Genomic DNA, 20,899 nt, shown 5'->3' with positions numbered 1-20,899 from the left:
TATGCAGGAGGTGAAGATAGTGGATAATACAAAACGGGTAAATATGGTTCTTGATTATATTGAACAGAGGCTTTGTGACGAAGTAGACGAAGAAGCTGTTTCAAAAATAGCATGCTGCTCTTTTCAGCAGTTTTTACGTGTGTTTTCATATATTGCGGGAATATCAATGCAGGATTATATACGCAGGCGTAAACTGACAGCAGCAGCAATGGAACTTCGGCAAAACAGGGAAAATATTATAAATATAGCCGTGCGTTACGGATATGATACACATTCGGGATTTTCCCGCGCTTTTAAAATGCATCATAATGCTACTCCAACGGAAGTAATTGAGGGAATAAAAGAACCGCAGTTATTTGAACGTTTATTTTTTCTAAGTCCGTCTTCTGGAGAAAACAAAGCATACAGAATAGAAAAAGGAAACTTGAAAACGGCAAAACTTATAAATATTGAATTTAAATCATTTGGACCGTATAAGGTCATAGGTCGTGCTATTGATACAAAGCTTATGAGTAATGATATAGCCATGACATGGGGGAAGTTTTTTGCAGACGGCAGTATTCAATCTTTGATTGAATTGTGTAAAAATAAAGAAAATCTCACTGATCTGCCTGACGGTGTTGCCGGAGTTATGTATGATTTTAAGGAGGACGGCAGTATCAGGTATCTCATAGGGATAATATTTTCAGCGGCAGCGGAAGTTCCTGACGGATTTGACAGCTTTGAACTGCCGGCAGGAATAATTGCCGAATCGCAGATAACCGGTGAGGAATATGAAATATACTCACAGGGGCATGAACTTACCGTTAGTGCTGTAAAAAATAACGGTTATACTGTAGACTGGAAAAATTTTTATCAATGTGAAGTCTATACAGATGAACGTTTTTCCAATCCCAAAAAAGACGGGGAAACTATAGTAACCCTAGATTATTATATTCCTGTTCTGGATAAGGCTTAGTGATCTTTTTGCCTCACTTACAAACAGGGGATTTGTACTGCTGTTGATGATTTCTGTGAGGGTATTTGTGCAGTTACTGTCTGAAAAAGCAGACAGACATGTGATGCATTTCCATTGAATAAGCGGGTTATGTTTATACTTTTCAAATTGTATGATAATTTCTCTGCTTATTTTTTCTTTTTCTTCAATAGAATTATAAAATATGAGAAAACCAATGGCATCAAGGATTTCTGATATTTGCTGCTCGTTATTTTCTTTTAAAACATTTATCAGTACAGGAAGAATAACCGGATTCATTCTGGCAAGACTGCGTGCAATAATATCACGAGGCAGGGGATAGCTTTTTTTCAACGATGGTCTGTCAGGTAGTGTATGATACTGGTTGTTTCCTATTTTACCCAGATAATCACACATTACTTCTGCTGTTTTAATTCCCCCGCTTTCCAAAGTGCGGCATAATTCCAGCCGTGTATACAGCTTTGTTTCTTTTTTTAGGGCTTCTGCCAGAATATGTGCAGTTTTGCTGTCATTTATATTTATCTTCTTTCTGAATAATACTGCTGCTATAGAACGCATGACAGGATTTTCAGAGTGTAGCATTTTATGGATTTCCGTTGACGTTAAATGTAGATATGGCGTTATTTCATTTTCATTTATTAGTCCTCTTGAACGTTTTTTATCATCTGTAATATCAGTCATAATCAGAACCTTTCTTATTTAGTTTATTAATATTATATATATTTTTTTGTGAAATGTAAAAATGATTGTTGGAATTTATGTTTTATAGTGTGATTTATAATACAGGAAATGTTGTGGTTTCACGTGGAACAGAAAGAGATGAAATAACAGGGATAAAAAAATGCCGCCGGAATGCTTCCAGCGACATAGGGGGGTTATGAAGAAAAATATTCTTTATTGGTATGCTTTAATTATAGAGAACTTTACTTAGAAACACCTTATTTGAGGCTTTTCTTGTTCTTAGGGGTGGTGTTTTGGTTAACTATTACATATTGGTACAGTTTTTGAAGAAGTTTTTATGTGGAGATATTGTTGTTTGATGATTTTGTTTAAGCCTTTAAAATAATTGACAATTAAATTTAAGCATAGTAAAATATTCTAAACGAAGTCAGGGTTAGTAAAATCAAATGTGAGCGGCTTTTTTACATTAGATAGTTTATCAGAAACTTAATACTCGAAATGTGGAGTAGTGTTATAATTTTAGAGGGACAATAATGAGATTAGATAACAAAGAATTTTTATTATAGAAATTAATCAAAAGATATTGTTCTTAGTTCAATAAACTTATTATATTTAAAATAAAAAGAGGTAAATATGAAAAATAAAATTTATTATGTTTCTTCAGAAGAGATGCATGATTTAAAGAAAAAATTAAGAAAAAAAGAAGATGTTTTTGTTGTAGAGATAGATGGAGATTTTGTTCAAGATAAAGGAGAATTTCTGGATATAATGACTGAAGAATTTAAATTTCCCTATAGTGTTACGGGATTTGACGGATATTTGGATTGGATACGTGATTTAGAATGGCTTAAAAGTGAAGAATATATTTTAATTATTAATAATTTTGGTAACTTTATTAAAAAAGATATTTTATTAAAAAAAATGATAATTGAAGATATTGAAGAAGTTGTTCTACCATGGTGGGAAAAAGAAGTTGAAGATTGTATGGTAGAGGGAAAAGCGAAACCATTTAATGTATACTTAGTGGATTGAAATGTATATAGGCACTATGATTTGATGGAGACAAATCAAATGTTATTCGTTATATTCAGGGAAAAGAAGGGGGGCTTTATAAAAATGAATGAAAAAAGTTTATACACACTTTATTTAGAAAATATTGATGATGTTGCCCTTGATATAAGTCAAACAGCATATTGGAGAAAAAAATTATTTGAAAAAGGATACGAACAGAAAATTCTTATTAGTAAAGAAGATATAGAGCATATTCCTGAATATATTAGATTTATATTTACTGAACTAGACTTAATGTTTTTAGTGTCTAAAGTCAGATATTCACCAGAATTTTTTGATAAAGGGAGTATAATATTTAAATTTGAAGCTTTACCATTTCCTTCAATATTCAGATTTACTGGAAATTAAATTATTGGGGACTGATCTAAAATATTTGAGAGAAAATATATAAAAAAATAAATAACAGAAAAGGTAGCTTATGAATTATAAAAATATTGGTGATAAAAATACAGTTGCTTTTGAGTATGCATTAGAAAATGAACCGCAAAATGAAAAAAATAATTTTTGGGGGAGTATAAGACTTTGGATACATGGAATAAATGTATGTAAATATCAATGTGAAAGTCAAACTTTTGAGCATGAAGGACATCTAAACTATATTATAGAATGGTTATGTGGAAATTTTGAATATATTATTGGGTATGATGATTACCCGTTGCCAGTTGAAGGTGATAATATGAATGATATTTGGGAAAAAGTATATGAATTTGAAGCGGATGAACTGGAAGAAGAATTATGGTTTGGGGCAAACAGCAGATGGATATTTCGGCATACATGGTTAAATACCAGAGCTGGTGCTGTATTTCCTTCAGTGTGTCTTAGAAGATTAGAGAATGATGTTGAAATATCTTGGAATAATGAATTTTATAAAAAATATAATATTTATTATTTATCAGAAAAAGCTAGTTTTCGAGTAAATCGAATGGAATTTATTAGAATTGTTGTCATGTTTCTAAAATCGATAATTTCTGATTTTAATGAAAGAAATACAGGTTTAACAGATTGGATAGAAAATTTGCAACAAAAAATTACAATTATATGAAATGATATAAAATTGTATTTGAATTTATAAATTCAACAAAGACGGGAAAATAAAAAATTCTACACTAAATATGATAAAATATAACCATAAAAAATATATCCCAAGGTGAATAAAAATGCTGAAAATATTTAGAAATGCAGACATTACAAAAAGATATACGGAAATTTCATTGAAAAACAATGAAAAATACGGAAATATTATAAAGCTCGAGGACTTTGAAAAAATAGTATCAGATGAATACTATGGCGGAGCGCAGGAATGGTACAGACTGGACGGCGAAGAACGGATATGGGACGAAAAAAGAGCTGAAAAAGCTTCGGAAATCGGCTGCGGTTTTGTATCTATCGCGAACTGTTTTGCATATCACAACTATCAGAATGACGGAAAAACCTCATCAAAAAAAGATTTTCTCAGTTTAATGACAGATATCTATGATTTTAAAGGGAGAATTTTTCTAAAATTCGGTCTTTTTGAATCAGGATTGAAAAAAGCTGCACGAAATTTTTCAAAACGTACAGGATACAATGTAAAATTCAAAAAAGCAAAATTTTTCAGTGATAAAAGTGAATTTATAAAAGAAAATCTTCTGAATAAAAGACCCGTAATACTTTTATTCGGCTGGGGAAGGGGACTTCCTTTCACAGAACACTGGGTGACTGTAACAGAGATTTCCGAGATAAGGGATAGTGAAAGCGGCAAAGTTCTGGATCATATAATCGCAGTTTCAAGCTGGGGTAAAAAATATTATTTCAGACTTTCGGAAACGGAAAAATGGTTATTTAACACACCTCTAAGTCTTGTTTTTTCAAAAAACGACAAATAAAAAGCCGCCGGTATTAGCCGACGGCAAAGGGGGTTATGAAGAAAAATATTCTTTATTGGTATGTGTTAATTATAAGAAGAATGTATTAGAATAAACTTATTTTATTCTTATTTTTTGTATATAAAAATATTTTTTTGGAATAAGCTGTGAAAACCTGAGTGTACTTTGAGTTATTGAAAATTATTTAAAGTAATTTTTTATAAATAAAAATATTAAGAGAAAATATTTCTAAAAAAGAAAGATAAAATAAAACCGCCGGAATGAAACCGACGGTAAAAGGGGGTTATGAAGAAAAATATTCTTTTTATTGGTATGTGTTAATTATAGTCACATACAATTAGAATACTCTTTTTTTATTCTTATTTTTTTATTTATTATAAAATTAAGTAAACTGCAATCATTGAAAAATCTCATATTAAACTGTTTTTTCCAATTATATATTATTGAAAAAATAATAATCATAAAATATAAAAGATCAGCTTTTTTAGGATAAAATCCCGTATTTTCTATTTTTTATATTCAAAAAAGATAAAAAAATTAAATTATCCTCTTTTATTTTTTCGAAAAGGGATGTATAATAAAATGATTATCAAAATAAAGGCAGTTATTAATATTCCTATATAAAGACTAAACGGTTTTATAAAATCAAGAAACGGAACGATGTAGACTTTTAAGAACATAAAATTCGTTCCAAATTTGTTGTTATATAAATATGAAGTCAGAAAAAGGAGTAATACTGTAATAATAGAAACCGTCATTCCGCTGAATGTCGGCTTTGATTTTAACCATATAAAACCATACAGCATAGTGATTACCACAGAAGCGTGGCTGACCATAAAAAGGACAAAAAACAACTGATGGTAATAAGTGTTAACACCTGGTAAAATCAGCGCCATAACAGCACCAAAACTGAAAAAATATGTAATATTAAATAAAATATTATTTTTTGTAATAAGATAAAGTCCGCAGATAATCATTGTAAAATTGCAGAAATGCAGCGGCAGTGATTCAGGCAGTGAAAAATGTTCATATTTTATTCTGTAGACAGTTTCAAAAATTTTTAAAAATAAAATCAGGCAGCCTAATATTGTGCCGAATTTATTTACGTTTATTTTTGTATATTTCGGAATTCCTAGAATTATAAGTCCCAAAACCAAACAAAGAATAAGGTTTATAATATGTTCAGGATTATAATATGAAAAAGAATATGTTGGGTTCATAATTTGTATACCTCCGGTTAAGTTATAGACTATTATATAGTGAAAACAAAAAAAAAGAAAGTTTTAGAGGAAAAAAATGAAAGATTTAGAAATAGAAATAAGTATGAACAAACTCTATAGAGGAAGTATCCCGTCGTTTTTATCAAATAGTAAAAACAAAAAAATTATTTATATTTCCACATCTAACCGTAATCTGGAAAATTATCATTACTCTCTTGATAAAAATTATAAAGGAAATCTGAATTTATTTGAAAATATATCCAGCAATACTGAAGATATGGTCGGAATAAATATAAACCTTTTGAATATTCTGAAAAATGAAAAAAAATATCTGATGTTTGTAAATTTGCAGATAGCATTGAGTTCATTTTTTGAAGATATCAGAAAAGAAGAATTTCAGGTAGGAAAAAGCTACAGCATAAAGGATATTTCTGATTTTCTGGCCGAGAATAATTATAACTATAATTATATGCTGGAGAGAAAGGGAGAATGGAGTAAAAGAGGAGACATAGTGGATATATTTCCTCCAAGTTACGAGAATCCCGTAAGAATGGAATTTTTTGATGACGAGCTGGAAAGTATAAGGTTCTTTGATATAGATACTCAGAAGTCAATATCAAAAACAGATAAAATAGAAATATATTCTAATATCCCCCAAGAGGGGCGTTTTGAGTTTATGGAGCTTCTTGACGAGATAAAAGACAAGAATGTAATTGTGTATCTGGAAAATGACGAGCTGATAGAGTATAAGATAGAGGAATATATTCTGCTTAACAGGGATAATGAGGATCAGATCAGAAGAAGATATACGAATCTTCTTGAAAAAGGCGAAATTATAAATCTGATGAATTTTTCCCATGAACAGCTGAAAACTTTTCAGGACAGGGAAAAGCTGGTAAAGCTTTCTGAAAAAGCAGATGTGGAAATTCACACTTTAAATGCGAAAAAATTAAAAGAAGCATTTAAGGGAACCAAAATAAAGGTCAAAGAAGAAGAGCTTCTGGAAGGGTATATCGCAGACGGAAAATTTGTTCTTACTGAAAGAGAGCTTGACGGAGTAGTAATACAAAAGAAAGTAAATACAAAAAAGCAGATAAAATACAAAGACCTGAATCAGATAAGGGAAGATGACTATGTAATCCATGAGCAGTACGGAGTGGGTAAATATAAAGGGATAGAGCAGATGAATAACAGGGATTACCTGAAAATCAAGTATGCTGATGAAGATATACTATTTATTCCCATAGAGCATCTGGACAGACTGGAAAAATATATTTCATACGGCGAAGAGCCGAAAGTATATAAGCTGGGAACTAAAGGCTTTAAGTATAAAAAGAAGAAACTCGAGGAAGAGATAAGGGAATTCGCTGAGGAACTGGTAAAAATTCAGGCTATAAGAGAATCAAACCAAGGATTCGTGTATTCCAAAGATACAGTCTGGCAGGAGGAATTTGAAGAGGAATTTCCTTTTGTGGAAACAGAAGACCAGAAACGTGCAATAGAAGATGTAAAAAGTGATATGGAATCGGAAAGAATAATGGACAGGGTCATATGCGGCGATGTAGGATACGGAAAGACAGAAGTAGCTATGAGAGCAGCTTTTAAGGCGATTGTAGACGGAAAACAGGTGGCTTTGCTGACGCCTACTACTATTCTTGCAGAACAGCATTACGAAAGATTTAAACAAAGATTTGCCAAATATCCAATGACAATAGAAAATTTATCAAGACTGAGCGATACAAAAAAAGTAAAAGAAATTCTTCATAAATTAGAGACGGGAGTTCTTGATATGGTCATAGGAACTCACAGAGTTCTTAGTGAAGATGTAAAATTTAAAAACCTTAACTTATTGATAATAGATGAAGAGCAGAAATTTGGGGTAAAATCTAAGGAAAAACTAAAGAAAAAAAGAGAAAAAATTGATATACTAACATTAACAGCTACACCTATACCGAGAACATTGAATCTGACATTACTTGGAATCAGAGATATTTCGGTAATAGAGACACCTCCTGTAAACAGGGTTCCTATAGAAACAATTATAGAGGAACAGGGTATGGATATAAAAAGAGCCGTACTTAAGGAACTGGCAAGGGACGGACAGATTTTTTACATTTACAATAATGTAAAATTTATGGAAGATAAGGTGAAAGAGCTGAAAAGCCAGCTTCCTGAATTTGTAAAAATAGAATATATTCACGGACAGCTTCCTCCGAAACTTATAAAAGAAAGAATAAAAAAGTTTGAAAACGGGGAATACGATATACTTCTGGCTACGACAATTATAGAAAACGGTATAGATATCTCAAATGTAAATACTATTTTCATAGAAAACTTTGATAAGTTAGGATTGTCTCAGGTATATCAGCTGCGTGGAAGGGTTGGAAGAAGCGATAGACAAAGTTATTGTTATCTTATAAAAAGTTTGATTTCTACAAAGAAAAGTAAAAAGAGAGAAGAGACTTTTGATAATATAGAAGACGCTACAGCAAGCGGAATGCAGCTGTCACTGGAAGACTTAAAGATAAGAGGTGCAGGGGAAATTCTCGGTGAAAAGCAGCACGGGACGATAGAAACCTTTGGTTATGACCTTTATGTAAAAATGCTGAGAAAGGAGATAGAAGTCCAAAAAGGAACTTATGTGGAAACAGCGCCTGATGTTAATATACAGCTGAAAGACAAGGGATTCATACCAGACAGTTATATAGAAGCTGACGAAAAGCTGAATATATATAAGAGATTTATAATGCTGAACAATGAAAAGGATCTATCCGCTCTTTTGGAAGAGGTCAAGGACAGATTCGGTAAATTTCCGGAAGAATTCGGGAGTTTTGTGGATTATATGAGACTTAAGATATTTGCCCAGAATAATAATATAAAAAAATTAAGGGAAAAAGACAATGTTTTAGAAATAGAATTTTCAAAAAATATTTCACAAGAGCTCATAAATATGCTATTATTGGAAGATAGCAGACTAAACAGAAAAACGTTAAAAATAAACAAAGACATATTATTAAAAAAAATAACATAGGAGGAAACAATGAAAAAAGCACTAGCAGGATTATTGATATTACTAGGATTAGTATCTTGTACGGGGGATAGCAACAGAGTAGCTTCGGGAGACGTAGTTTACGAATCAAAAGATAAAAAAGTAAAGGTATTCAAAGAAGAAGTGGACTTTGTTATAAATCAAAGTATGGATCCGGAAATGCTGGAGCAGGTTCCAAAAGAGCAGCTTGAAGCGCAGAAAAAAGCTATAATAAAACAACTTGCATTTTATAAAGCAATAGCTTTATCACCGGAAGCTGCAAAATTAAAAGCTACTAAGGACTATAAACTTGCACTTGGATTACAGGAAGATACTTTACTTACAGGATTATTTCTGAAAGATAAAGTAAAAGACATAAAAATATCTGATGAAGAAACTAAAAAATTCTATGATGAGAATAAAGCAGCATTTACAAGACAGGATAATATAGCAGACCTGCAGTTGATCTACTTACCATATAGAAGTGACGAAGAAAAGGCACAGGCAGATAAAGTTCTTGCAGAAGCAAAACAGAATAAGGACAAATTCGGAGACCTTGCAAAGCAATACTCGGCAGATAAAACATCAGCAGCAAACGGCGGAGCTACAGGACCGCTTCCATTGGATAAATTAGGAGCAAATTTTGCACCGATCAGAGACGCAGCTTTAAACGGACCGGTTAATGAAGTAGTACCTAGTCTTGTAGTATTAGGCGGAGACACTGCAGTAATCGTAAAAGTAAACAAAAAAGAATTAAAAGGTGAAGTAGTAAAATATGACGATGTTAAGAAAAATATCGCGTTCCAGTTAAAGCAGAAAAAAATTGGAGAAGAACAAGCTAAAATAGAAAAAGAAATAGTAGATAAATATGATCTGAATTCTATAGATCAGCTGAAATTAGAAGAAGCAGCTACAGACAAAGCAGCAGCAGAGAAAAAATAAACACAATGAAATAAAGATGGAATGGGGCTGGCAAAAGGATTTTTGATTGGCCCCGCTCTAATAATACTTGTAATAATTTATTAGGAACAGGTACAGGAGTTTTGACATTGACAGTTAGGATTATAATTTTTAGTTAGACAGAATACTGGCACCTTGGCTAAAATCAAAGAATACATATGAACAGGTACAAAAGTTTTGACATTGTATAGTTAAGGTTGATTTGAATGTTAGTTAGACAAAACATTAGTACCTTATCTTAAGAAATGTGGTGGTATAAGAATGAAAATATTAAAATATCTGCTGATATTGATTCTATTTTTAATAGTTGTTACAATTGGTGTATTGTTTTTTTCAGGAAAGATAATAGAATCAAAATTGAATACTAAAGAAACACAGATAGAAAACTTTAAATTCTCTCTTGGGAAGCGTGAGATAACATTTGATAATATTTCCATAAACGGAAATAAAATGGGACCCGGACGTGCAACAATAAGTTTGAAAAAGTTTTTTGAAAATATGTTCGATAAAGAGATATATCTTAGTGAAATAGAGTTTAGCAATGTTGATTTTAATACATTATTCGCTGCTCCTGATGAAAATATTGATAAATTTATAAGCAAAATACAGGTGCCGGCTGAAAAGGCGGAACCCGGAACAGAAGATAATGTATCAGAGGATATTTCCAGCCTTGAATCAAGTACAAATGAGATATTGAATTTTGATTTTCTCACACAGCTTGAAGAATTGGAAAGACTGAAAAAAGATTTTTCGGAGACACAGGATCTGGATACTAAAATAGCAAAATTAAAAGAAATTTCAGAAAAATCAGAAAAAATAAAAAAAGATATTCTGGAGAAAAAAACTCTGATTAATGAAAAAACAGCAGAACTGGACAGTGAGAATACAAAAGCATTGAATGCATACACAGATCAGCTGGAAGAATTGAATAATACCATAAAAGCCGGAAATGTGGATAATATAAAAAAAATAACATTTATAGACAGAGGAAGAGACATACTTCGTGATCTGAATATATCGCTGAAAACGGCTAAAGTGGCAGAAGACTTTTATGAAAGCAATATATCTGCAAAAAAAATAATTTTGACAAATAAGGATCAAAAAATAGAAATAACTAATACAGGTCCTGCTTTGGGAGATAGCGTTGTGGATTATAAAAGTAAAGATGCTGTTTATAAAATAACAAAAGCCGAAAATTCAGAACTTTATAAAATTTTGGTAACAAGAGACAAATTATCAGAAGATATACTTTATCAAAAAGATAAAATAACAGCAGATATAAGATATACAAAGATAAACTTTCTTCCCGATATTTCGGATATTGTAATTGAGACAAAATTATCATATAATAATGATATATTGAACATCAGTTCAAATAATTCTGTAACAAGCGAACAGGAAAATTTTATAAAAGAAAGTATAGAAAAGATTAAGCAGGAAAGACTGGCAGCATTAAGTGAAAAATATAATACAGAAAATACACGGATAAATTCTATTCAAGATCAGCTTAATGAAAAAGAAAAAGAACTGGATGCCCAGATTTCCAAGTTAAAGGTATTAACAATTTCATCTAATATAATTAATACGTTAGGAGAATAAGAACAATGAGACTTGATAAGTTTCTTAAAGTAACAAGAATAATAAAGAGAAGAACAATTGCAAAAGAACTCGCTGATAATGGGAATGTCCAGATAAACAACGAGGAAAAGAAATCATCTTACAGTGTTAAGGCAGGAGACATACTCGATATAAAATATTTTAACAAAAATATAAAAATAAGAGTAAAAGAAGTTCCTGCAGAAAATCTGAGAAAAGAAGATATAGAAAATTACATCGAGGTGCTTTCATCATGATATATTCAAACTGTAAGATAAATTTAGGATTAAATATCCTGAAAAAAAGAGAAGACGGTTATCATGAACTGGATATGGTTATGATGCCGGTAGATTTTAATGATGTACTAAAATATGAAGACTACGGGGAAAAAGGAGATCTGATACTTGAAGTCAGCGATACAAGAATACCAATAGATGAAAAAAATATAGTAAGAAAAGCATATAATTTGTATTTTGATAATTCTAATACCCCAAGACAAAAAATAAAAGTATTTTTGGATAAGAAAATACCGCATGAAGCAGGGCTTGGCGGAGGCAGTTCCAATGCCGCATTTATACTCAGAAAACTGAATGACAAGTATAAACTTTATACTAGTGAGGAATTGGAAAAAATAGCTCTTAAAGTAGGAGCAGATGTTCCGTTTTTCATAAGAAATAAAAGTGCAAGAGTAACCGGAATAGGTGAGAAAATCCAAGAGATAGAAAATAATCTGTCATCAGAGATACTTCTTATAAAACCGCAGCAAGGCATGTCAACAGGACAGGTCTACAGTTATTACAAGGACAATAAAAAAGATCTGAAAATGGCAGATATTTCGAATATAATAAGAGCTTTGAAAGAGAACAATGTAGCCCAGCTTCTAAAAAATATAGAAAATTCACTGGAACAGCTTATATTTAAGCAAGACAGCAGTTTCAGAGACTTGAAAAATGAATTGGAAGATGCCTTGTCTAAAAAGATATTTATGTCAGGGAGCGGAAGCTGTTTTTTTGCTTTTTGTGAAAATGGAAATTTTGATACAAGCAAACTTGATAAAAAAAATGTTTTTTATAAGAAAACGAACAGACTGGTATAAATTACAAAAAATAAACAAATGTTTAAAAAATGAGTGGGATCCCCCTGAAATATCCAATTAACAAATTCTTTTGATTTTTTATTTATTTATAATTCAATAACTTAAAATTATTTTACGATAAAAAAAGGGTAAAAAAAGGTTGATTTTTGAAAAATATAAGGTATACTATATGGAAGTAAAACTTCAAATACAACTAGAGAAGGGGTGTGCTGTAGCATGAAAATAACAGACATCAGATTAAGATTAGGAAGAGGCGCAGAGGATGGGGGGAAACTGAAAGCGTACGTAGATGTGACTTTTGATGAGAGTTTCGTAATTCATGGACTGAAAATTATAGAAGGACAAAATGGGCTGTTTGTGGCTATGCCATCAAGAAGAATGCCAAATGGTGAATTTAAAGATATTGCCCATCCAATAACTCCGGAATTAAGAAATGAACTAACAGATTTCATAATTAAGAAATTTGAAGAAGAAAAAGTAAATCTTGAAGCGGCTGCGGCTACAACAGCAGAATAATCTAAAAATCCTAAAAAGTCTAAAAAGAGTCTCTCTTTATTAATGAACATCATGTTTATTTAAAGAGAGTTTTTTATTTATTATATGATTAGTTATCTTGCAGTAAAAATGCAAAAATATTTGAAGAGGATGTGTTCATATGACTGAAAGAGAAAAAAGGCTGCTGGGGCTGCCTCATTATTTATTTAAAGAGCCGGAAATATCCGAGGAAATAACAAGAACAAAGGATCTCTGTTATGAATATAACAAGCTGAGACCAAGCGACAAAGAAGGGCAGGAAGAACTTCTTGTAAGAATTTTTCAAAAAGAATTTAAAAATATAAAAATATGGGCTCCATTTCAATGTTTTCACGGAAAAAATATTACAGTGGGGAAAAACTTTTTTGCTAATCATAATTTTATAGTAATAGATATGTGTGAAGTGATAATAGGCGATGATGTTATGATAGGGCCGAATGTTACAATAACAACAGCCAGTCATCCGAAAAGCCCCCGGGAGAGAAAAGAAAATATAGAATTCGGGGCAAAAGTAGTAATAGAAGACGGAGTATGGATAGCATCAGGAGTTACAATATGTCCCGGTGTAACAATAGGGAGAAATTCAATAATAGGAGCCGGAAGTGTAGTAACTAAGAGTATTCCCGCTAATGTGGTGGCTTACGGGATTCCATGTAAGGTAACTGAAAAAATTAAGGAAAAATAGAAAAATATCTTGCTGTTTCTTATGAAAAATATTAGAATATCATGGAAGATATACAAATAGTAAAATTAGCAGGGAGAAAAAGATGAAACTAATAGTGGGCTTGGGAAATCCCGGAGAAAATTATAAAATGACCAGACATAATGTAGGATTTATCTATGTAGATGAGTATCTGAAAGAAAACGGGTTCACAAGCAGAGATTATAAAAAAAAGTTTAAAGGTGAAACAGCAGAGATAAATAAACTGGGAAAGAAGGCTTTGTTTTTGAAACCCCTTACATTTATGAATCTGAGCGGGGAATCAATAATAGAAGCTGTAAATTTTTATAAACTTGATCCCGCAAGTGATTTATTCGTGATATACGATGATATGGATCTGGAACTTGGGCGTGTCAAGATAAGAAAAAACGGGAGACCCGGAGGACATAACGGAATAAAATCCATAATAAACCATATAGGACCTGAATTTGTCAGAATAAAATGCGGAATCGGACGTCCGAATGGAAGAATAGATGTGGTGAATTATGTTCTTGGAAAGCTTAGCGATGAGGAAAAAGAAGTGTTAAAGGAGAACAGGGACAGGGTAAACAGCTTAATAGACGATATTATTAACGGGAAAGATGCTGATCAGCTTATGGCTGCATATAATCAGAAATAAGAAAATGTACATATTAGCACAGGAGGTATAGCAAGTGATAGAATTAATAAACATAGAAAAACGTTTCGGGAATAAAAGGGTATTAAGAAATATCAGTCTGACACTTCGGGAAGGAAAGGTTTACGGTTTATTCGGACCAAACGGAGTAGGAAAAACAACTCTTTTGAAAATAATGGCAGGGTATAACAAAAAAACATCGGGCGAGTATCTGATAAATGGTGTGGAGTTCACATACGAAAATAAAGATCATATAACATTTATCTCAGATAAGGAGATTTTTTACGGTTGGATGAAGATAAAAGATGCTGTAAAGTATTATAAAGACTTTTTCACTGATTTTGATGAGGAGAAATGCTTACGGCTGATAAAAATGATGAAGCTTGAGGAAAATGAAAAAATAAATGTACTTTCCAAAGGAATGAAAGCCCGTCTCAAAGTGGCTTTGGCAATAAGCAGAAATGCAAAGCTTTATCTTTTGGATGAGCCGCTGGGAGGACTTGATCCTGTATCAAGAAAAATAATTCTGGATACGATAAAAACATTGATGAATAAAGATGGAATCCTTATTATAACAAGCCATCTCGTAAATGATGTAGCAGATATAATAGACCATATTTTATTTATTTCCGAAGGTGAAATAATACTGGATACTGAAAAATCAAGTCTGGATCTGGAAAATCATAAATTAGAAGATTACTATGTAAAGGAGTACTTAAATGTTTAAAAAATTAATGAAATATGAACTGAGAAAAGGAATTATTCCATATGTGATTATCCTTATCAGCCTTGTAGTAGCTTTTGCTATAATAGCAGTACAGTGTTCTTTTATAGACTTTGACGCATTTAATAACTCGGGAAATGAAAATCAGATTGTTGCTCTTATGCTGAGTATTTTTCTTGTGGTGGGTATGGCGTATATACTTATAGCTGTGGGCGGAGTATTTAACTTCGTACAGGGGATAATGTATCTCGCAGATGAATTCTTCAGGGAGAAGGGATATCTTACGCTATCTACACCTAATTCATCATACAAGATCGTAGCTTCAAAACTTCTGGCATATTTTATAAGAAACTTTATATACTTTATGGTGATTTTGGTTTCTGTATCAGGGATTTTAGCGATACTTTTCAGAGAAAATGATGAATTTTTTATGGTTATGGAATTTTTGGTAAAAAATCCTCTGCTGATGTTTCTGGTACTGCTGTACATCTTTATGAGCCAGCTGATTCATATGGTTTTTATATATCTGATAATGACACTGAATGTTACTGTTATTGATTTTAAACATAAGATTCTTTCATCATTTCTGATGTATTTTGGAATTACGATTTTTTTACGTATAATATATTTCTTTTTTCAGCTTTATTTACAGTTTAATGCTGACAGAATAGCAAATATAGGGACTCTTCTTTTTTATAAAGCAATAAGCATGAATGTTCCTATATATATACCCGAATACGGCGGAGGATATTTTGAAATGATTCCGATACCTGTTATTCCAATTTTTATTATCTTTTTAGGAATATTTTTTGTCTTTTATTTTACAGTCTGCAAGCTGATAGATAAAGGGGTAAATATTTAACAGATGTTTTAGACAGGAAAATTCCTGTTTTATAATAAATGTAAAAGTAAATAGTCGGAAACGGCTATTTTTTTTTATGCTTAAAAAGCAGAGTTTATCAGTGATAAAATAAAAAACGGCTAAAAATGAAATATACAAATCAATATTGTCAGTATTTTGAATTAGTTGAATAAACAAATTTGCATCTATTAAACAATTGACAAGTTTATTGTTATGAGTTATAATTCTAAGGTAAAAAAAGGAATTATAAAATAATTAATAGGCAGCAGGTAAAAATTAGATATTAGAGTAAAAAGAATCAAACATTAATATATGACATTTAATTCAAAGCAACACAGAAAAATAACTAAACAGAAGTAACATAAAAATGATTTAAGTATTCATTTTTATATGATTTGAATTTTGGAATTGAATTAAGAATGATAATAATTACTAAATATGTAAATTTATACATGTTTCCTATTTTTTTATAGGAAATGGAGATTGAGATGAGAAAAAAGATATTGATGGTTCTGATAATAGGGAGCATGGCATTTTCAGCAGGGGTAGTAGACACAATAGAAAGGAATAACGCCAATATTGAAAATGAAAGAAGGCAGCAGGAACTGGAAAGACGTCAGAAAGAGCTGGAAAATGAAAGTTTTGGGAAAGAACCTGTGATTGTGGAGCCTGATGAACAGGTGGACACTTCACAGAGATTTTTTATTAGAAAAATAGAGGTTCAGGACAGCTATAAGCTGTTATCACAGGGAGAAATAAAACAGGTAACTAAAAAATATCTGAACAGAAAGCTGAGTGCCAAAGATATAAACAAGCTTTTGACAGACCTTAATAATAAGTATATAGAAAAAGGATATATTACTACAAGAGTTAAGCTGGATGAGACACAAAACCTTACTGAAGGTACAATAAAGATAATTACAATACCAGGTACTGTAGAAGGTGCCCAGCTTAATGAAAACAAATTTTTTGACAGGGTAAAAATATTTATGTCAGTCCCTAAGAATAAAAAGCATATTTTGAGATTACAGGATACTGAACAGGCAACAGATCAATTTAACAGATTACAGAGCAATAATGTGGAAATAAAAATAGCACCGGGTTCTGAAGTGGGAAGTTCTGTATTTCAGATAGAAAATCAGCAGAGCAGAAGCTATAGTTTTAATATAGGATATAATAATTACGGTGATGAGACTACAGGAAGAGACCGTGTGAAGTTTGACGGGACAAAGGATAATCTGCTTGGTATAAATGACAGTTTGTATGCTTCTTATCAGAGAGGGAGGAATAGAAGACCTTCAAGAGGAGATACTTCGAGCGGGGGAACTTCTTTGAAACCAGGGGAGATATACAGAGGCGGAACTTTACCCAATGGTGAAGAAGCTGAACCAGAAAAATTTACTGAGGACTGGTCTGTGAATTATTCAGTTCCTTACAGATACTGGACATTTAGTACAGGTTACAGCCACTCATTTTACAGAAGCAGTACAGAAGGATACAATGGTCTTTATGATACAAGCGGTAAGTCAGTGCAGTTTAATATGAATGCAGACAGAGTGGTATACAGAAATAAAATGAGTAAGATAAGTATAAACGGAGGGCTGAAATTAAAGGCGAATCAGAACTATTTTGAAGATGTCCAGCTTGTGGACAGAAGGCTTACAATAGGGAGTATAGGAGTAAATTACAGCAGAGGACTTTTCGGGGGAATACTTGGTTTTGATGTGTCTTACGATAGAGGTCTTCCATGGTTCAGGGCAGCAGATGATACAGGGAAGAAAGCTAATGAACCAAAGGGAGAATTCGACAAATATAATCTTAATGTGAACTGGTACAAACCAATAGCAATAGGAAAACAGAGATTTACTTACAGACTTGTGGGAGTGGGTCAGTACAGTCCTGATGTGTTGTATGGAAGTGAAAAGATAAGTATGGGAGACGAGTACACAGTAAGAGGATATAAAGGAGATTCTATCACAGGCGACAAGGGATATTATGTAAAAAATGAGTTTGCCTATAATCTGAATATACCAAAGGTGGGGAATATTTCTCCGTATATAGGATATGATTTTGGAGAGAGCTGGAATAATGAGGTACATGATGTGTACAGATACGGATATATGAGAGGTTTTGCCTTTGGAATAAAGTATTACGGGGAGATATTTAATTTTGACGTGGCATATACTAAGCCGGATAAGGCATCAGGATATGTGAACAGAAAAGAAGATGAGGTTTATGTTACATTTGGGGTGAAGTTTTAATAAAATAAAGGAGAAAAATATGAAAAAGAATGTTTTTTTGGTAATTTTAATTTTAGTATTATCATTTCAATTAAATGCAAAGAAGATAACAAATAAGGTTTTGGTTCATCCGACAGCAGAAAATCTGGCTAAAGAAGAAGTTGCTGTTTTAGGAATATCTAAGGATGTTACTTTGATTGAAATTAATAAATCAAAATTTAAAGTAAACGGAGACAGGGTCTATATCGCACCGGGAAGGCATACTTTTCAGGTAAAAAGACCTTTGAGTATAACGTATGACGGTGAGTTGTCGGGCAATCTGGAAGCAGGTAAATATTATGTTCTGGATGTCTGGTCAGAGCCGGCAGGCGGGAGATATTACAGGATAATTTATAAAGTATTTGAAGTCTCGGAAGAGGATTTTGAAAAGTATGACAGAAAAGTACTAAATAAATTAATTAAAGAGAATTGAGCTTAGACTGATTTTACATTATCAGGGTATTTATAATGTTTTGGAATGAAAGTACATACAAGTGGAATTTTTATGAAATTGTTTAAATAACAATAAAATAAATAAAAAAGAAAAAAATACATATTACGTGAGCAATGGAATAAATTCAGAAACAGGTTTAGTTAAACCAGGAGATTTAGAAGAAGTTCCTACATTTATTTCTTATGGACATGAATTAATTCTGTACTATGACATACTATATATATGAAGATAGTAACGGAAAAAAGAGATTTAAAGAAGAAGTAGACTATGATAATGTAAAAAAAGAGATATTAAATAATAATAGCGAATTTTCTAAATTTATGTTAGAACAAAAAAATAAGAATTCTTCTAATAAAAATCTATATGATATCAATATTAAGATTCCTAATTTACCTGAAGTGGATATAAGTGGGGAAATAGTTAATCTTGGCGGGTTTAGGAAACAATAAGAATACAATACTGTAGGTACTCCTAACAGCAAATTAAATAATAAGATTAATGAGTGGGGTTGAGAATAGAAAATAACATCACACCAAGGGGGGACTATTAAATGAAAAAAATGATAAAATTATTAATTTTAATGTTTATAATTCAATTATTTTCTTATTCTGATAAAAATAATATTTTTAGAGAAATAAAAGAGGAGAATAATATTATTGTTGATTATTCTATAGATAATTATTTCATGTCTACAATGAGCTATTTTTGGAAAGTTAAATTAAATGATAAAAAGTTAAATTCTACATATAGTTGGAAAAATTTATCATATTCTTATAATGATGATAATTTAGAAAAGTTTTATAGATTATTTCCATATGATGGAAAGAGATTAATAATATTTTCGAGTGGGGATATTTATGTTTTCATTACTCAAAGAGAAAAAAAGAAAGAGAAGGTTGGGAAATTCCCATATTTAAAAAGAAATGAAAATAAACAGGAAGAATATAAAATAGTTAAAGAAAGATATGAAAAATTTAAACTGTCAAAAGAAGAGTTAGAGTTTATAAAAAAACTATCATCAGATTCAGAAATAGAACTTTCAAAAGCTTATATACCTGAAATTTTTGATAATTGGGATTATGATAAACCAAAAGATACTTATTATTATAATAATTACCTGAAATTATTGAAGTTAGATAAGTATGAGTACATAGAAATGGAAGAAAATGATGAAAAAGAATATTATAGTAAAATTTCTGAACAAGTTTTGAAAGAATATAATATAAAATATGAAAATTTAGATTTTTCTAATACAAAGATATTACTAAATTATTTGGATAAATTTTTTTATGAATAGCGCATCATATAATTGAACTAAAATTATAAATTATATAAAAAATTGAACTCTAAAAAAGTAATATGTGGAGTTGTATCAAAAGAAAAATAAGCACTTGAATGCAAAGTTTTAAATTATTGTAACGTTCTGTGGTTAAATTTCAATTTTAATACAACTCCTCTTATTTTAAAGTTAAAATCGGTTATGCAAATCCTGATAAAGAGAAAAGAAGTTTTCAGACTGAAAGATTTCAAGAAGGAGTGAGAAATGCGGGATATATTTATCTGAGCGGGAAATCAGATAAGGAAATAGAGCAGGTAATGAAAGATAAGTATGGAGACTTATTTGAAAGGTTTGGAAAAGATATTGAAGTAGGCTTTTATACAAATGATGAGCTTTCGGCTAATGATCCTATGGCAGGAAATAAAAGCAGTTTAGCTGGGTTTGTTGGTGAAGATGGGAAAATTTGGTTGAACAAGGATAATAGATAGTGGAAAATTATCAGTAGTGGTGACACAGCTTGTGAAAGATTGGGATAAACATTAAGAGGTGAAACAATTTTTTTAAGTAAAGAAAGGAAAATTCATGTTAAAAAAACTGATAGTATTCGTGATACTACATTATATTATAATTTCAAGTAACAATATTACTAATTATAAGTCAATTGATAAAAGTCAATGTAATTTAGAATCAAATAAATTGGATGAATTTTTAAGTAAAGAAGTAGTGGTATTTGATGAAAGTAATTCGCATTACCCAATAAAAAAAATCTTTTTTGTAAAATCGGACAAAACATATTTAATTCTATCAGTTTATAACTTATCAAATTATTATTTTATGAAATTACCGTTAGATGGTGAAGGGTGTAATGGTCAAGCAAAATGGGAACATTAGGATCCAAAGAAATTGAATCTAGCCTGGTAAGGAGTAATAAACCCAT

23 protein-coding genes are annotated in these 20,899 nt (G+C 31.2%); 21 read left to right on the top strand and 2 right to left on the bottom strand.

Annotated features, from left to right (window positions below; genetic code table 11):
• Positions 1-19: 19 nt before the first annotated feature.
• Positions 20-958 (top strand): helix-turn-helix domain-containing protein, encoded by a 939-nt coding sequence (locus NK213_RS12275; RefSeq protein ID WP_253349565.1) that lies wholly within the window; start codon positions 20-22, stop codon positions 956-958.
• Here the strand turns inward: NK213_RS12275 and NK213_RS12270 are convergent.
• Positions 923-1,657 carry a hypothetical protein gene (locus NK213_RS12270; RefSeq protein WP_253349563.1) on the bottom strand — a complete coding sequence of 245 codons (735 nt, stop codon included), beginning with the start codon at positions 1,655-1,657 and terminating at the stop codon, positions 923-925. The genes NK213_RS12275 and NK213_RS12270 overlap by 36 nt on opposite strands.
• Before the next feature lie 77 nt (positions 1,658-1,734).
• Here NK213_RS12270 and NK213_RS20415 point away from each other — a divergent pair, with 77 nt between their 5' ends.
• The 5 genes from NK213_RS20415 to NK213_RS12250 all read left to right on the top strand — a co-directional run bounded on the left by NK213_RS20415 (position 1,735) and on the right by NK213_RS12250 (position 4,593).
• The gene (locus tag NK213_RS20415; RefSeq protein ID WP_256478725.1) at positions 1,735-1,857 is read left to right on the top strand and encodes a hypothetical protein; all 123 of its coding nucleotides are present in this window, start codon (positions 1,735-1,737) and stop codon (positions 1,855-1,857) included.
• A 433-nt stretch (positions 1,858-2,290) separates the two neighbouring features.
• On the top strand, positions 2,291-2,689 hold the full coding sequence (locus NK213_RS12265) for a barstar family protein (RefSeq protein WP_253349561.1): 399 nt from the start codon (positions 2,291-2,293) through the stop codon (positions 2,687-2,689).
• Between the two features lie 39 nt (positions 2,690-2,728).
• Positions 2,729-3,076, top strand: coding sequence for a hypothetical protein (locus tag NK213_RS12260; protein WP_253349559.1), 348 nt, complete (start codon positions 2,729-2,731; stop codon positions 3,074-3,076).
• A gap of 70 nt (positions 3,077-3,146) precedes the next feature.
• Positions 3,147-3,770, top strand: a complete 624-nt coding sequence (locus tag NK213_RS12255; protein WP_253349557.1) for a hypothetical protein — start codon at positions 3,147-3,149, stop codon at positions 3,768-3,770.
• Positions 3,771-3,885: 115 nt separating this feature from the next.
• Complete coding sequence (locus NK213_RS12250) at positions 3,886-4,593, top strand: hypothetical protein (RefSeq protein WP_253349555.1); 708 nt, start codon at positions 3,886-3,888, stop codon at positions 4,591-4,593.
• Between the two features lie 542 nt (positions 4,594-5,135).
• Here the strand turns inward: NK213_RS12250 and NK213_RS12245 are convergent.
• The gene (locus NK213_RS12245; protein ID WP_253349553.1) at positions 5,136-5,813 is read right to left on the bottom strand and encodes a TIGR02206 family membrane protein; all 678 of its coding nucleotides are present in this window, start codon (positions 5,811-5,813) and stop codon (positions 5,136-5,138) included.
• A 76-nt stretch (positions 5,814-5,889) separates the two neighbouring features.
• Between NK213_RS12245 and NK213_RS12240 the strand changes: the two genes are divergently transcribed.
• The 15 genes from NK213_RS12240 (at position 5,890) to NK213_RS12165 (ending at position 20,450) form a co-directional block, all read left to right on the top strand.
• Positions 5,890-8,844 (top strand): DEAD/DEAH box helicase, encoded by a 2,955-nt coding sequence (locus NK213_RS12240; protein ID WP_253349551.1) that lies wholly within the window; start codon positions 5,890-5,892, stop codon positions 8,842-8,844.
• A 9-nt stretch (positions 8,845-8,853) separates the two neighbouring features.
• Positions 8,854-9,783, top strand: a complete 930-nt coding sequence (locus tag NK213_RS12235; RefSeq protein WP_253349549.1) for a peptidylprolyl isomerase — start codon at positions 8,854-8,856, stop codon at positions 9,781-9,783.
• A 279-nt stretch (positions 9,784-10,062) separates the two neighbouring features.
• The gene (locus tag NK213_RS12230; protein ID WP_253349547.1) at positions 10,063-11,400 is read left to right on the top strand and encodes a hypothetical protein; all 1,338 of its coding nucleotides are present in this window, start codon (positions 10,063-10,065) and stop codon (positions 11,398-11,400) included.
• 5 nt (positions 11,401-11,405) lie between these two features.
• Positions 11,406-11,654 (top strand): RNA-binding S4 domain-containing protein, encoded by a 249-nt coding sequence (locus NK213_RS12225; RefSeq protein ID WP_253349545.1) that lies wholly within the window; start codon positions 11,406-11,408, stop codon positions 11,652-11,654.
• Positions 11,651-12,493 (top strand): 4-(cytidine 5'-diphospho)-2-C-methyl-D-erythritol kinase, encoded by an 843-nt coding sequence (gene ispE, locus NK213_RS12220; protein ID WP_253349543.1) that lies wholly within the window; start codon positions 11,651-11,653, stop codon positions 12,491-12,493. Before NK213_RS12225 ends, ispE begins: the two co-directional genes overlap by 4 nt.
• 216 nt (positions 12,494-12,709) lie before the next feature.
• Positions 12,710-13,009 (top strand): septation regulator SpoVG, encoded by a 300-nt coding sequence (gene spoVG / locus NK213_RS12215; protein WP_012859580.1) that lies wholly within the window; start codon positions 12,710-12,712, stop codon positions 13,007-13,009.
• 139 nt (positions 13,010-13,148) lie between these two features.
• Positions 13,149-13,712, top strand: coding sequence for a sugar O-acetyltransferase (locus NK213_RS12210; protein ID WP_256478724.1), 564 nt, complete (start codon positions 13,149-13,151; stop codon positions 13,710-13,712).
• A gap of 82 nt (positions 13,713-13,794) precedes the next feature.
• Positions 13,795-14,367, top strand: coding sequence for an aminoacyl-tRNA hydrolase (gene pth / locus NK213_RS12200; RefSeq protein ID WP_253349541.1), 573 nt, complete (start codon positions 13,795-13,797; stop codon positions 14,365-14,367).
• Positions 14,368-14,401: 34 nt separating this feature from the next.
• Positions 14,402-15,091 (top strand): ATP-binding cassette domain-containing protein, encoded by a 690-nt coding sequence (locus NK213_RS12195; RefSeq protein ID WP_253349539.1) that lies wholly within the window; start codon positions 14,402-14,404, stop codon positions 15,089-15,091.
• Entirely contained in the window at positions 15,084-15,950 is an 867-nt protein-coding gene (locus NK213_RS12190) for a hypothetical protein (protein ID WP_253349537.1), read from the top strand. The genes NK213_RS12195 and NK213_RS12190 overlap by 8 nt, the downstream gene beginning before the upstream one ends.
• Positions 15,951-16,438: 488 nt before the next feature.
• The gene (locus NK213_RS12185) at positions 16,439-18,211 is read left to right on the top strand and encodes a ShlB/FhaC/HecB family hemolysin secretion/activation protein (RefSeq protein ID WP_253349535.1); all 1,773 of its coding nucleotides are present in this window, start codon (positions 16,439-16,441) and stop codon (positions 18,209-18,211) included.
• A 19-nt stretch (positions 18,212-18,230) separates the two neighbouring features.
• The gene (locus NK213_RS12180) at positions 18,231-18,662 is read left to right on the top strand and encodes a hypothetical protein (protein WP_253349533.1); all 432 of its coding nucleotides are present in this window, start codon (positions 18,231-18,233) and stop codon (positions 18,660-18,662) included.
• 227 nt (positions 18,663-18,889) lie between these two features.
• A complete protein-coding gene (locus NK213_RS12175; protein WP_253349531.1) occupies positions 18,890-19,132 on the top strand; it encodes a hypothetical protein in 243 nt (80 codons plus the stop codon).
• Between the two features lie 101 nt (positions 19,133-19,233).
• Positions 19,234-19,980 carry a hypothetical protein gene (locus NK213_RS12170; protein WP_253349529.1) on the top strand — a complete coding sequence of 249 codons (747 nt, stop codon included), beginning with the start codon at positions 19,234-19,236 and terminating at the stop codon, positions 19,978-19,980.
• A gap of 239 nt (positions 19,981-20,219) precedes the next feature.
• Positions 20,220-20,450, top strand: a complete 231-nt coding sequence (locus tag NK213_RS12165) for a hypothetical protein (protein WP_253349527.1) — start codon at positions 20,220-20,222, stop codon at positions 20,448-20,450.
• Positions 20,451-20,899: the final 449 nt, after the last annotated feature.

The organism is Sebaldella sp. S0638 (genome assembly GCF_024158605.1).
In the GTDB taxonomy this organism is placed as follows: domain Bacteria; phylum Fusobacteriota; class Fusobacteriia; order Fusobacteriales; family Leptotrichiaceae; genus Sebaldella.
This window is presented reverse-complemented; position numbering and strand designations above follow the sequence as displayed.

What these genes read in the sequence shown, in the direction of transcription:
- NK213_RS12210 (WP_256478724.1), top strand. Translation starts at nt 13,149, where the DNA reads ATGACTGAAAGAGAAAAAAGGCTGCTGGGGCTGCCTCATTATTTATTT.
- ispE (WP_253349543.1), top strand. Translation starts at nt 11,651, where the DNA reads ATGATATATTCAAACTGTAAGATAAATTTAGGATTAAATATCCTGAAA.
- NK213_RS12190 (WP_253349537.1), top strand. Translation starts at nt 15,084, where the DNA reads ATGTTTAAAAAATTAATGAAATATGAACTGAGAAAAGGAATTATTCCA.
- NK213_RS12175 (WP_253349531.1), top strand. Translation starts at nt 18,890, where the DNA reads ATGACATACTATATATATGAAGATAGTAACGGAAAAAAGAGATTTAAA.
- NK213_RS12180 (WP_253349533.1), top strand. Translation starts at nt 18,231, where the DNA reads ATGAAAAAGAATGTTTTTTTGGTAATTTTAATTTTAGTATTATCATTT.
- NK213_RS12260 (WP_253349559.1), top strand. Translation starts at nt 2,729, where the DNA reads ATGTTATTCGTTATATTCAGGGAAAAGAAGGGGGGCTTTATAAAAATG.
- NK213_RS12250 (WP_253349555.1), top strand. Translation starts at nt 3,886, where the DNA reads ATGCTGAAAATATTTAGAAATGCAGACATTACAAAAAGATATACGGAA.
- spoVG (WP_012859580.1), top strand. Translation starts at nt 12,710, where the DNA reads ATGAAAATAACAGACATCAGATTAAGATTAGGAAGAGGCGCAGAGGAT.
- NK213_RS12185 (WP_253349535.1), top strand. Translation starts at nt 16,439, where the DNA reads ATGAGAAAAAAGATATTGATGGTTCTGATAATAGGGAGCATGGCATTT.
- NK213_RS12170 (WP_253349529.1), top strand. Translation starts at nt 19,234, where the DNA reads ATGAAAAAAATGATAAAATTATTAATTTTAATGTTTATAATTCAATTA.
- NK213_RS12235 (WP_253349549.1), top strand. Translation starts at nt 8,854, where the DNA reads ATGAAAAAAGCACTAGCAGGATTATTGATATTACTAGGATTAGTATCT.
- NK213_RS12225 (WP_253349545.1), top strand. Translation starts at nt 11,406, where the DNA reads ATGAGACTTGATAAGTTTCTTAAAGTAACAAGAATAATAAAGAGAAGA.
- NK213_RS12265 (WP_253349561.1), top strand. Translation starts at nt 2,291, where the DNA reads ATGAAAAATAAAATTTATTATGTTTCTTCAGAAGAGATGCATGATTTA.
- NK213_RS12230 (WP_253349547.1), top strand. Translation starts at nt 10,063, where the DNA reads ATGAAAATATTAAAATATCTGCTGATATTGATTCTATTTTTAATAGTT.
- NK213_RS20415 (WP_256478725.1), top strand. Translation starts at nt 1,735, where the DNA reads ATGTTTTATAGTGTGATTTATAATACAGGAAATGTTGTGGTTTCACGT.
- pth (WP_253349541.1), top strand. Translation starts at nt 13,795, where the DNA reads ATGAAACTAATAGTGGGCTTGGGAAATCCCGGAGAAAATTATAAAATG.
- NK213_RS12245 (WP_253349553.1), bottom strand. Translation starts at nt 5,813, where the DNA reads ATGAACCCAACATATTCTTTTTCATATTATAATCCTGAACATATTATA.
- NK213_RS12270 (WP_253349563.1), bottom strand. Translation starts at nt 1,657, where the DNA reads ATGACTGATATTACAGATGATAAAAAACGTTCAAGAGGACTAATAAAT.
- NK213_RS12240 (WP_253349551.1), top strand. Translation starts at nt 5,890, where the DNA reads ATGAAAGATTTAGAAATAGAAATAAGTATGAACAAACTCTATAGAGGA.
- NK213_RS12255 (WP_253349557.1), top strand. Translation starts at nt 3,147, where the DNA reads ATGAATTATAAAAATATTGGTGATAAAAATACAGTTGCTTTTGAGTAT.